This is a genomic window from Halorubrum sp. CBA1125, assembly GCF_009742825.1.
Lineage (GTDB): Archaea > Halobacteriota > Halobacteria > Halobacteriales > Haloferacaceae > Halorubrum.
On the sequence record NZ_WPCE01000095.1, the window covers coordinates 1 to 11,082 of the forward strand.

At 69.5% G+C, this 11,082-nt stretch carries 10 protein-coding genes and 1 pseudogene; 9 read left to right on the plus strand and 2 right to left on the minus strand.

The annotated features are described in order from the left end of the window. The 3 genes and pseudogenes from GJ633_RS17185 to GJ633_RS09765 all read left to right on the plus strand — a co-directional run. Positions 1-792: pseudogene (locus GJ633_RS17185) on the plus strand (hypothetical protein); the annotation flags it as partial. Positions 793-891: 99 nt separating this feature from the next. Continuing rightward, a complete protein-coding gene (locus GJ633_RS09760) occupies positions 892-1,110 on the plus strand; it encodes a hypothetical protein (protein WP_156588674.1) in 219 nt (72 codons plus the stop codon). Between the two features lie 92 nt (positions 1,111-1,202). Beyond that, on the plus strand, positions 1,203-1,430 hold the full coding sequence (locus GJ633_RS09765; RefSeq protein ID WP_156588675.1) for a hypothetical protein: 228 nt from the start codon (positions 1,203-1,205) through the stop codon (positions 1,428-1,430). Between the two features lie 76 nt (positions 1,431-1,506). Here GJ633_RS09765 and GJ633_RS09770 read toward each other — a convergent pair whose 3' ends face one another. Further along, complete coding sequence (locus GJ633_RS09770) at positions 1,507-2,526, minus strand: glycosyltransferase (RefSeq protein WP_321169006.1); 1,020 nt, start codon at positions 2,524-2,526, stop codon at positions 1,507-1,509. Positions 2,527-2,695: 169 nt separating this feature from the next. Here GJ633_RS09770 and GJ633_RS09775 point away from each other — a divergent pair, with 169 nt between their 5' ends. Both GJ633_RS09775 and GJ633_RS09780 read left to right on the plus strand, forming a co-directional pair. Then, positions 2,696-3,910, plus strand: coding sequence for a Gfo/Idh/MocA family protein (locus GJ633_RS09775; RefSeq protein WP_156588677.1), 1,215 nt, complete (start codon positions 2,696-2,698; stop codon positions 3,908-3,910). A gap of 9 nt (positions 3,911-3,919) precedes the next feature. After that, on the plus strand, positions 3,920-5,131 hold the full coding sequence (locus GJ633_RS09780) for an exo-alpha-sialidase (RefSeq protein WP_231741322.1): 1,212 nt from the start codon (positions 3,920-3,922) through the stop codon (positions 5,129-5,131). Between the two features lie 4 nt (positions 5,132-5,135). Here GJ633_RS09780 and GJ633_RS09785 read toward each other — a convergent pair whose 3' ends face one another. After that, complete coding sequence (locus GJ633_RS09785; RefSeq protein ID WP_156588678.1) at positions 5,136-6,911, minus strand: hypothetical protein; 1,776 nt, start codon at positions 6,909-6,911, stop codon at positions 5,136-5,138. Positions 6,912-7,141: 230 nt separating this feature from the next. Between GJ633_RS09785 and GJ633_RS09790 the strand changes: the two genes are divergently transcribed. The 4 genes from GJ633_RS09790 to GJ633_RS09805 all read left to right on the plus strand — a co-directional run. Next, positions 7,142-7,762 (plus strand): acyltransferase, encoded by a 621-nt coding sequence (locus GJ633_RS09790; protein ID WP_156588679.1) that lies wholly within the window; start codon positions 7,142-7,144, stop codon positions 7,760-7,762. After that, the gene (locus GJ633_RS09795; RefSeq protein WP_156588680.1) at positions 7,759-8,886 is read left to right on the plus strand and encodes a DegT/DnrJ/EryC1/StrS aminotransferase family protein; all 1,128 of its coding nucleotides are present in this window, start codon (positions 7,759-7,761) and stop codon (positions 8,884-8,886) included. The genes GJ633_RS09790 and GJ633_RS09795 overlap by 4 nt, the downstream gene beginning before the upstream one ends. Next, on the plus strand, positions 8,879-9,865 hold the full coding sequence (locus GJ633_RS09800; RefSeq protein ID WP_156588681.1) for a Gfo/Idh/MocA family protein: 987 nt from the start codon (positions 8,879-8,881) through the stop codon (positions 9,863-9,865). Before GJ633_RS09795 ends, GJ633_RS09800 begins: the two co-directional genes overlap by 8 nt. Further along, the coding region (locus GJ633_RS09805; RefSeq protein WP_156588682.1) for a nucleotide sugar dehydrogenase at positions 9,862-11,082 on the plus strand (1,221 nt) is incomplete at its 3' end. The genes GJ633_RS09800 and GJ633_RS09805, both read left to right, overlap by 4 nt.

Below are 11,082 nucleotides of genomic sequence, written 5' to 3' on the forward strand. Positions count from 1 at the left end.
TACGGAAAGACGCCGATTCGACCACGGGGATCGACTGACCCGCAAAGGAAACTCGGTCATCGACGGGAGCGTCACCTACGACCGCGTGAAACTACACATTTCAGCGTTGACGGAAGCGTCGAAGCCGGCCCGCGTGCCAACGACAACGACACGATCGACGGCACCACCGTCACCGGGCAGGTCGAAGGCGGCATCGACTCCTTCTGGATCACGGGCACGTTCACCGAGTTCGAGATCGACCGCGACGTGCCCATCCGGCTGGACGGCGAGAGAGTCGACCCCGATGAGCTCGTCACGACCACGCGCACGGTCGAGGTCGACGGCAGCCACACGACCGACCGGCTCGCGTACACGTTCGGGGTGGACGGGAGCGTCGCGGCCGGCGACCACACAGCCGACAGCGACACGATCGACGGCACGACCGTCACCGGCTACGTCGAGGGCGAGGTCGATTCCTACGAGGTCACGGGCGGGTTCACCGACTGCCAGGTCGACGGCGATCTTGTCGTTCGGGTGGACGGCGAGTCCGTCGACCCCGACGCGCTCGGAACGGACCACGACCTGCCTCACGAACTCGTCGTCATCGGGGACGACGCCGAGGCGAGCTATCTCGTCGAGACGACCGGATCGATCGCGAAGCGCGACGGCGGGTGGGGCGCCGAGGGGACGGACACTGCGGCCGGCGGCGTCGCCAGCGGGACGGTTGCGAACGACCGCGACACGTTCGGCTTCTCCGGGGAGATTGTACGGATGCGGATCGACGGGGACGCCTCACTCTCCTTCCGGAGGTGAATCGATGGCGTCACAGCAGTGCAAGCCCCCGATCGGTCGGCGTCGCCGCCGGTCCGATACGAGGTCCGTGACCCCGTCGGATCGCCGACCAGGGGGATCATGAACCGGAACTCGCTCGAAGGGGAGTGGGACGACCAGCCCGACAATCCGGGTGGCGACGACCTCGGATACGAACTCGACGAGTGGGAACGGATCCGGGCGACTGCGGCCGACTCGGAGAAGTTCCTCTACCTCCCCGGCGACGAGGAACTGCTCCGCCAGGAGGCGTTCGTCGTGGCCTCGCCGGCGGACATCGAGGACCTGGTCGACAACAGGTAAGGGAAATCCACGGACGAACCCCGGAAAGAATCGGGATCCGGGACGGAACACGGGCGAAACGGGTAAGCCCGTGACGCCCCAACGACGGGTGTATGGAGGAGCCTGCCGACTCGACGAGGAAGGCCGCGGAGTACCGACACGACGACGGGTCCGTGGAGATCGTGTTCGCCGTCGACGACGGTCGCGTCCTGACCGTCCGCGAGTACCCGGACGAGGCGACGTTCGACGAGGCGACGGGAGCCGCGGCGTACGTCGGCCAACACGAGGGCGTCACCGACCTGCCTGACGTCGAGGCGTTTCGGGACGCCGACGAGTCGTGATTCGACGGGGACTGATCCCGGCCGTACCGTCCCGGTTCGACCGGCGGGGCCTACCTACGTTTCGACCGGCGCCTATCTACGTTTCGGGAGATCCGGCCCGGCCCTCGGCGTCGGCTCCCGTGTCCGTGGGCGACACCAGTTCGAGCAGCTGGCCGTAGGCCTTCGCAAGCGACGTGAGGTAGCTCACGGCGAGGAACACACACTTCTGGCGGACGGGGAGGTCCGCCCAGTCGCGGATCGATCGCCGCATGAAGCTCGGTCGGGGCGGCAGGAACGCGACGGGATTGAGCGCGGAGCGGAGCGGCGACCCGTAGCGGTCGGGGTAGTACCTCCGGAGCTGGGTCTTCCCGCGACCGACCCGTCTGGCCTTCCGGAGGAGTGCGCCGAGCGTCGTCCGCGTCGGGTGATACATGACGATGTCCGGGGCGTACCGGAGGCGGCGACCGCTCGCCGCGACGCGGTTCCCGAACTCGAAGTCCCCGCCGGAGCGGAGCCGCGGGTCGAACCCGCCGAGGTCCTCGAGGAGCGTCCGTCTGACGACCAGACAGCAGGTCGGCGCGAACGAGAGCTCCTCGATGAACCGTTCGACGTGGAGGTCGTTGAGCCGGTTGTACTTGGCCACCGTCCCCTCGTCGCCGGCCGTGAACAGCCGCACGTCGCACGCGAGGTACTCCGCGTCCGTCCGGGCCATTCGCCGCGCGACGTCCTCGACCCAGTCGGGATCGACGACCATGTCGGCGTCGACGAAGGCGACCACCGGTCCCGTCGCGGCGTCGATTCCACTGTTTCGGGCGGCGTACGAGCCCTGCACCTCGTCCTCGACGAGCAGCCGGAGGCCGTCGAACGCCTCGCGGTACTCGCGGACGACCTCGCGGGTCCCGTCCGTCGACCCGTTGTCCACGACGATCACCTCGTACCGGTCCACGGGAGCGGACTGCCTGCGGAGCGAGTCGATCGTCGCCTCGATCCCGATCGGATCGTTGTACACCGGGACCACGATCGAGACGAACGGGAGTTCGTCCCCCTCCACGTCCGAGGCGTTCCCGGTCCCGGGGGTGCGGCGATCGGCGGTCGACGGGATGCGCTGAGAAGCCACAACGGGGTATCCGCGAGGACGTACATTGTTATAGGAACCGTACCGGCGGTCTCTACGGTGGGGCGACGGAAACCGCCGGGCTGGCCCGATCGCACGCGGCGGTCGGGTGCGGAACCGCGAGGGTAAGAGGTCTATACTCTTTGGCCGGGGGCGGCGTTCTCCGTGCAGAATGGTTTACGACGTCGCGGTCATTGGCACGGGACCCGACCCCACCGATCCCGGCCGAGACGGCTACGCGATGGGGTATCGTCACGGACACGCCTACGCGAACAACGAGGCCTGTGAACTCGTCGCGTGCGCGGACATCGTCCCCGAGAACGGGCGGGCGTTCGCCCGGGCGTTCGACCTCGGGGAGGACGCCGCCTACGAGGACTACGAGGAGATGCTCGCGGCGGTCGAGCCGGACCTCGTGAGCGTCTGTGTCCCGCCGGGGATCCACGCCGATATCGTCGTGAACTGCGCCGAGAGCGGCCACGTCGCGGCGATCCACTGTGAGAAGCCGATGGCGGACACCTGGGGGGACTGTCGGGCGATGGTGCGGACGTGTGACCGCGCCGGGGTACAGCTGACGATCAACCACCAGCGACGCTTCGGCGCGCCGTTCCGGAAGGCCAGGCGACTGCTCGCGGACGGGAAGATCGGGGACCTCCAGCGGCTGGAGTTCGCGGGCGAGACGCTGTTCGACGCCGGAATCCACCAGGTCGACCTCTGTCAGTACTTTACCGACGGGGCCGACGTCGAGTGGGTGCTGGCGCAGGTCGACTACCGGCAGGAGAACGTCTGGTTCGGCACCCCGAACGCCACGCAGGCGGTCGTCCAGTGGCGGTACGCCGACGGGACGTTCGGGCTGGCCACGACCGGGGACTCCAGGCCTCAGGGGACGTGTTATCTCCGACTCGTCGGTGCGGACGGGGTCATCGATATCGGCGTCGACGACGGCCCGACGCTCCGGTCTCGGACGACCGGCGGGAAGTGGAAGTCGGTCGATACGGACGGCGAGAACCTCCACGGCCGCGAGTCGCCGGGCTACCTCGGCGCTGCGCTGAGGAAGGCCCGGACGCGACTCCCGCTGCTTTCGGCCGAGGACCGGACGACGCCGATCTTCATCGAGCGGGCGATCGCGGACGCGATCGAAGGGCTGGAGACGGGTTCGGAGCCCGAACTGTCCGGTCGGCGCGCGCTCCGGTCGACGGAGGTGATCTTCGCCGCCTGGGAGTCGACCCGGCGCCGGGGACGGGTCGACCTCCCGCTCGAGATCGAGGACAACCCGCTCGTCGCCATGATCGAGTCCGGCCAGTTGGGTCCCCGCTCGGACGACACGGCGTCCGACGGCCGGGACGATACCGCGACCGATACCGAGGAAGTGCCGACCGCCGGGCGATAACGACCCTCGATGGCGGAACCCTACGTCGGAGAGGGACGGCGGAACGGCGGTCACCGGTCCCGGGACGGTCGTCTCGATATCGGCCGAGCGACGAGGGTCGGCGGGGTCCGCGACGGCCGGCTCTACTGTACCCGAGGGCGAACGGTCGGGGTCTGGACCCCGTCGGAGGGGTACGCTCGCCTCGGACGCCTTCCGACGCCGGGCGACGGGATCGCGAACGTCCGCTTCCGACTGCGGAACGGGGCGCTCGCGAAGCGCTTCCTGCGTCCGGTCGTCGGGTCCTGGACGACGACGAACCTCTGGCCGCTGCGCGACGCGCTGCTCGCGACCGTCGGCCGGCGGGTGTTCCGCTCGGCCGATCACGGGCGGTCCTGGGAGCCGGTCCACCGACTCCCGTCGTCGTCGGGGCCGATGGGCGTTCTCCCGACGTCCGTCTGTCTCCACGACGGGGCGGTGTACCTCGCCGAGTACACGCTCGGGGACGACCCCGCCCGGGTCCTCCGGAGCGAGGACGACGGCCGGAGCTGGGAGACGTACGTCGAGACGACCGCCGTTCGCCACTTCCACGGCGTCTTCCACGACCCCTACAGCGGCGACCTGTGGGCGACGTCGGGCGACACCGACGACGAGAGCGCCGTCGGCCGCCTCGCGGACGGCCGCTTCCTCCGCGTCGGCGACGGGAGCCAGCGGTGGCGGGCCGTCGGGTTGTCGTTCACCCCTTCGTCGGTGCTGTGGGGGATGGACTGTTCGTACGCGGCAGACATCGAACTCCTCCGATTGTGCCGTGACGACGCCGCCGTCCCGGCGACGGTCGGGAGAACGGACGCGTCGGCGTACTACGCCGCGACGCTTCCGGTGAACGGCGAAGTCTGGGTCGCGGTCGCGACCGCGGCCGAGGTCGGCACGGACAGCACCGCCCCCGCCGGACGGGGAAACCGGAGCGGCGACGTGGCACGGGTGCTGGCGGCGTCCTCGGCGTCGGCGTACGAAGAGTGGTACGAGCTGGCGGCGTTCCGTCGGCGACGGCCCCTCGGATCGATCACCCCCGGCGTGCCGACCGCGAGCGCGTACGTGTTCTTAGCCGCCGACGAGGAGATGGGACTGTTCGTCAACCCCTTCAACACGCGAACCGACCACGGCGCCGTGATACGCGTCCCGCCGGAGCAGCTGTCGCGGATCGCCGACGAAGCGCCCGCGGCGTATCCGTCGCGATGCGACTGACTCATCAGAGATCGAACTGGTCCTGATAGGTCTTCTCGATCGTCTCCTGCCGGTCGTCGTCGAGCTCCTCGTAGTCGCTCCCGAACCGCTCGCGGGCCAGTTCGTCCCACGAGTCGATCCGGTCGCCGTCGTCGGACTCGAACTGCGCGTCGAACGTCGCCTCGATCTCCTGTTGGGTTTCGACCTCGATCGAGGTGAACTCGAAGGCGTCGTTCCGCTCGACGTCGAGCCCGAACTCCTGACGCGCGATCTCTTCGCGGGTCAGCACTTCGGTGACGACGAGTCCGTCGGCGAACGGCTGTCGGCGGTGTAGCTCCGTGACCTGCTCTTGGGTCTCGCCGCTGAGCTCCGCGTAGTAGCGGCCGTACTTCTCCTGGCTGATCACGTCCCGCGAGACGGGGTCGGGCTCGCCGTTCGACGAGGACGACTCCGACGAGCTGCTCCCGCCGTAGTAGCCCCGAACGACCACGACGCCGGTTTCGTTGGTGTCCCCGCTGTAGACGCCGTAGACGTGCGTGCCGAGCAGGTCCCGGTCGTCGAACCGCTCCCGATCGTCGGCGGCGATCGCGAACGCGACGGTCGTCCGTTCGCCCGGCGCGAGGTCCACGGATCGGTTCTCCACGACCGTTTCCGGGTCGTCGTCGCCGTCCAGATCGATACGGTGCTCGACGGTCCGATTCGCGGCCGCGTCGCCCGCGTTCCACACCGTCGCGGTGAAGCGGATGTCGTCGTCCACGTCGGCCGATCCCGGCCCCCTCAGCTCGTCGACCACGAAGCGGCTCTCTCGGACGCGGAGCGTCTCCGACGTCGAGTCGTTCGACGTCGAAAGCGCGATCGAGTAGTTCCCGCGGGCGAGGGTATCCGTCCCGGCGGCGAACCCGAGTGTCGTGGTTCCGTTCCCGGCGAGCGTCACCGATCGGGTCCAGTCGAACGCCTCGGTCGGCCCGTCGAGGCGGACCGTCTCGCTCCCGCGGACGTCGCCCGCGTTCGTCAGGGTCACCGACCCGTTGAACCGGTCGCCCCGAACGACGTCCGCGGTCATCGTCGCTCCCTCGATACGAACGGTCGCGGGCCGTTTGACGACCAGCGTTCCCTCCTGGGCGCTCTCCGCCGCTTCGACGCGGTACGTGTAGGTTCCCGGCTCGAGTCCGTCGGTCCCGACCGGGAACGTCGCGGACGTGTCGCTTCCCGCCCAGAGCAGCGGTGCCCTCGTGGCAACGGTCTCGTCGGCGTCGTACGTGCCGTCGTGGTTCCGGTCGAGGAGGAGGTCGACGTCCCGCATCCCTCGGAAGTCACCGCGGTTGTGTACGGTCACGGCGACGGTCCCGGTCTCGCCGCGGACGACCGGTTCCGCACGGGCGTCGGAGACGAGGAACGCGGGTCGATCGAGGGAGACAGTCCCCGTCGCTAGCGGTCCCGTGTCGTCGCCGAGCGTGTAGCTGTACCTCCCCGCGGTCACCGCGTCCGTCGGGGCCGAGAGCGTGAGGCTCCTCGTTTCCCCCGCGGACAGGGTCACCGTTCGTTCGTCGACCGTGAACGAGGACCCCTCCTCGTCCTCGACGACCAGTTCGACCGTTCTCGTCACGCTCGCCGCGTCGGTGTTGTTGAGCGTGGTCCGTACCTCGAACGCGACGTCGCTGGCGTTCGACTTCACCGCTTCCGTTCCCTCGGCAGTCATCGACTCGCCGCTGCTTCCGAGCTCGGCGATCGACGAGGCACCGGCGACCCCACCGACGACGACCATCAGGAGCACTGCTGTGTGTATCCATGAGACGTCCATACCGGGATATGTTTCGAATACCGGTATTGTTACGATGAGCATACTCCGGGTTGGAGCCTCCACACGCATCGTTCGTGCCGTTCGGAGACCGAGGTTCGGATCGGCCGACGACGGCCCTTGGCTCCTGGTGGAAATCCGACCGATCGACGGCGGGCGAGTATGCCCATCGTACCCCGACAAGCCTCTCCATAACAATGGCCGGACCCGCCGCACTGGTACACGAATCAGACATGGGAGACCTACAACGAAACGCCCGGGCGTCGACGGTCGCAGACGTCAGGATCGGCGAGGGGTCGGCGGTAAGCGAACTCGCGACGCTCGGATACGAGTACGCCGAGGACGCCGGCGCGACCGTCATCGGCGCTGACGCCACGGTCCGATCCGGGTCGATCGTCTACGCGGACGTGCGGGCGGGCGACGGTTTCACGACCGGACACAACGTCCTCGTCAGGGAACACACCGAACTCGGCGACGACGTGCTCGTCGGGACCAACACCGTGGTCGACGGCGAAACGACGGTCGGCTCGAGCGTGAGCCTCCAGAGCAACGTCTATGTTCCCCAAGAGACCGTAATCGGAGACGACGTGTTCGTCGGGCCCGGTGCGGTGTTGACGAACGACCCCTACCCCGTCCGTCAGGATATCGACCTCGAGGGACCCACGCTCGCCGACTCCGTCTCGATCGGGGCCAACGCGACCGTGCTGCCCGGCGTCTCGATCGGCGAGCGAGCGTTCGTGGCCGCCGGCGCGGTCGTCTGCGAGGACGTCCCGCCCGGGACGCTCGTCGCCGGCGTCCCCGCCACCTCCCGCGATCTCCCGGAACCACTCGACGGGCCGAACTCGATAGCATGAGCCGGATCGCGATCGCCGACCCCGACGTCGGCGAGCGGGAATTCGAGTGGGTCCGCGACGTGTTGGCGAGCGGTCGGCTGGCCGACGGGCCCGCCGTCCGTGAGTTCGAACGCCGCTTCGCCGACTACTGTCGTGCCGATCACGGCGTCGCGGTCGCCAACGGGACCGCCGCCTTACAGACCGCGCTCGAGGCCGTCGGGGTCGGCGAGGGCGACGCGGTCGTCACGACCCCGTTCTCGTTCGTCGCGAGCGCGAACGCGGTCCGGCTCTGCGGTGCCCGGCCGGTGTTCGCCGACGTCGACGCGACGACCTACACGCTGGATCCCGAGGCGGTCGAGGACGCCCTGGCGGCGACCGACGACGTCGCCGCGATCCTGCCGGTCCACCTGTACGGCTTGCCCGCGGCGATGGGTCGGCTGGCCGAGATCGCCGAGGAACACGGGGTCGCGCTGATAGAGGACGCCGCACAGGCACACGGGGCGGCCTACGAGGGAACGCCCGTCGGCACGTTCGGCGACGCCGGGTGTTTCTCGTTTTACCCCACGAAGAACATGACGACCGGCGAGGGCGGGATGGTGGTCACGGACGACCGGGAGGTCGCCGACCGCGCCGCGCGGTTCGTCAACCACGGTCGGGCGGACGCCGCCGCCCACGGCTACGACCACGTCTCAGTGGGCCACAACCTCCGGATGACGAGCCTCGCGGCCGGGATCGGGGTAGAACAGTTACGGAAGCTCCCGGCGTACAACGAGCGTCGCCGGAGGAACGCGACGCGACTCTCCGCGGCGCTGGAGGGCGTCACCGAGCTGGTCCTGCCGACGGAGCCGCCGGATCGCCGTCACGTCTACCACCAGTACACGGTCCGCTGCCCCGATCGAGCGGCGTTCCGGGACCACCTCGACGAGCGGGGCGTGGACACGGCCGTCTACTACCCGACGCTCATCCCGGACCAGCCCGCGTACGACGGGTACGAGGCGTCGGTCCCGACGGCTAGCCGGGTCGCCGACGAGGTCGTCTCCCTCCCGATTCATCCCGGACTCGACGACGGCGACGTCGATCGGGTCGCCGCCGCCGTGTGTGAACACTACGGCCGGCCCGTCGCGGAGGTGGGCGCGGATGACTGACGACGAGCCGCTCGCCGTCGGCGTCATCGGCGTGGGGAGCATGGGTGCTCACCACGCTCGCGTGTACGCCGGGTTGCCCGCGGTCGACCTCGTCGGCGTCGCGGACACGGACTGGGAGCGGGCGAAGGAGGTCGCCGCCAAACACGGGACGCGACCGCTCAACCGGGCGACGCTGCTTCAGGGCGTCGACGCCGTCTCGGTCGTCGTCCCGACGCAGTACCACGCGCCGATCGTCCGGGAGGCCCTGGAGGCCGACACCCACGTGCTGGTCGAAAAGCCCTTCGTCGACGACCCGGCGACGGGGCGCGAGCTGATCGCGCTCGCTGACCGGAACGACCTCCGTCTCCAGGTCGGGCACATCGAACGGTTCAATCCGGCGGTCAGAGCCCTCACCGACGTGTTGCCGGAGATGGACGTCCTCGCGGTCGACGCCCGTCGGCTCGGTCCCCCGGTGGATCGCGAGAACACCGACGGCGTGGTCGAGGACCTGATGATCCACGACCTCGACGTCCTCCTGTCGCTTTTCGACGCCGAGGTCGACGAGGCGTTCGCGGCGGGGATCGAGGGAGAACCCCACGTCGCGGCGACGCTCCAGCTCGACAACGGCGTGTTGGGCACGTTGACGGCGAGCAGGATCACCCACCAGAAGATCCGCACGCTCGCGGTCACCGGGCGGGAGTGCCGGGTGAGCGTGGACTACCTGACGCAGTCGGTGAAGATACACCGCCACTCGCTCCCGGGCTACGTCGAGTCGAACGGCGACGTCAGATACCGCTCGGAGAGCGTCGTCGAGCGCCCGCAGGTCAACAACGGCGAGCCGCTCCGCGCGGAACTCGAGTCGTTCGTCTCGGCCGTGAACGCGGGGTCTGTCCCCGAGGTCACCGGCCACGACGGGCTCCGGGCGATCGAACTGGTCCGCTGGATACGCGAGGAGGTCGGCGGCCCCGAGGCGACGGTCGCCAGGACGGGTGGACGATGACCGCGAACGCCCCGACGACGGAGACGGGCGGGCTGTACGGAAGCGACACGAGCGCGGCCCGCCAACGTCGGGCGTTCCGGGACGGGAGCATCCCCGTCGCGGTGTACGGGATGGGGAAGATCGGGCTGCCGCTGTCGCTGGTGTACGCCGAAGCGACCGGCGCGGTCACCGGGGTCGACATCGATCCCGAGCGCGTCGCGGCGCTGAACGGCGGGAGCAACCCCTTCGATCACGAGCCGGGGCTGTCGGCGTTGCTGTCGAACCTGGTCGCCGACGGGCGCTTCGAGTCCACGACCGACGGTGAGGCCGCCGCCGCGAGCGCGCGGGTCCACGTGATCGTCGTTCCCACCGTGATCGACGAGGCCGACGATCCCGACCTCTCGGCGCTCGAAGCGGCCGCCGAGACCGTCCGTGCCGGGCTCGACCCGGGCGACGTCGTGTTCGTGGAGTCGACCGTCCCCCCGGGGACGTGTGCGGACGTCGTGGCCCCAATCCTGACGGCCGGCGACCGCGAGCCGGGCGAATTCGGCCTCGCACACACCCCCGAACGCACGGCCAGCGGACGCGCACTCCGGGACATCCGCGGGTCGTACCCGAAGATCGTCGGCGGGGTCGACGCCGAGAGCGGCCGCGTCGCGGCGCTCGTCTACGGAGAGCTGACCGACAACGAGGTCATCCGCACCAGCGACGCCAGAACCGCGGAGTGCGTCAAGCTCTTCGAGGGAGTCTACCGCGACGTCAACATCGCGCTCGCCAACGAGCTGGGGTCGTTGACCGACGAGTTCGGCGTCGACGTGGTCGAGACCATCGAGGCCGCGAACACGCAGCCGTACTGTGACATCCTCACGCCGGGCGCGGGCGTCGGCGGCCACTGTATCCCGTACTACCCGTACTTCCTCCTCGACGGGGTGAACGACCGCGCGCCGCTGATCCGGACGGCCCGGAGCGTCAACGAGCGGATGCCGGGGTTCGTCGTCGAGACCCTGGTCGACGAGCTGGCGGCCGACGGCGGCTCCGTGGAGGGCGCGACGGTCGCGCTGCTCGGCGTGGCCTACCGCGCCGGCGTCCCCGAGACGCGGGCCTCGCCCGCGATCGACATCGCCCACCGGCTAGATCGGCTCGGGGCGACCGTCCTCGCGGTCGATCCGATCCTCGACGACCTGCCGGAGATGCCCGGCGAGCACGTCGCCATCGACGAGCTCGCGTCCCGAGCCATC

Coding starts and splice junctions, on each gene's coding strand:
- GJ633_RS09760 (WP_156588674.1), top strand. CDS start 892: ATGAACCGGAACTCGCTCGAAGGGGAGTGGGACGACCAGCCCGACAAT.
- GJ633_RS09795 (WP_156588680.1), top strand. CDS start 7,759: ATGAGCCGGATCGCGATCGCCGACCCCGACGTCGGCGAGCGGGAATTC.
- GJ633_RS09775 (WP_156588677.1), top strand. CDS start 2,696: ATGGTTTACGACGTCGCGGTCATTGGCACGGGACCCGACCCCACCGAT.
- GJ633_RS09790 (WP_156588679.1), top strand. CDS start 7,142: ATGGGAGACCTACAACGAAACGCCCGGGCGTCGACGGTCGCAGACGTC.
- GJ633_RS09800 (WP_156588681.1), top strand. CDS start 8,879: ATGACTGACGACGAGCCGCTCGCCGTCGGCGTCATCGGCGTGGGGAGC.
- GJ633_RS09785 (WP_156588678.1), bottom strand. CDS start 6,911: ATGGACGTCTCATGGATACACACAGCAGTGCTCCTGATGGTCGTCGTC.
- GJ633_RS09780 (WP_231741322.1), top strand. CDS start 3,920: ATGGCGGAACCCTACGTCGGAGAGGGACGGCGGAACGGCGGTCACCGG.
- GJ633_RS09765 (WP_156588675.1), top strand. CDS start 1,203: ATGGAGGAGCCTGCCGACTCGACGAGGAAGGCCGCGGAGTACCGACAC.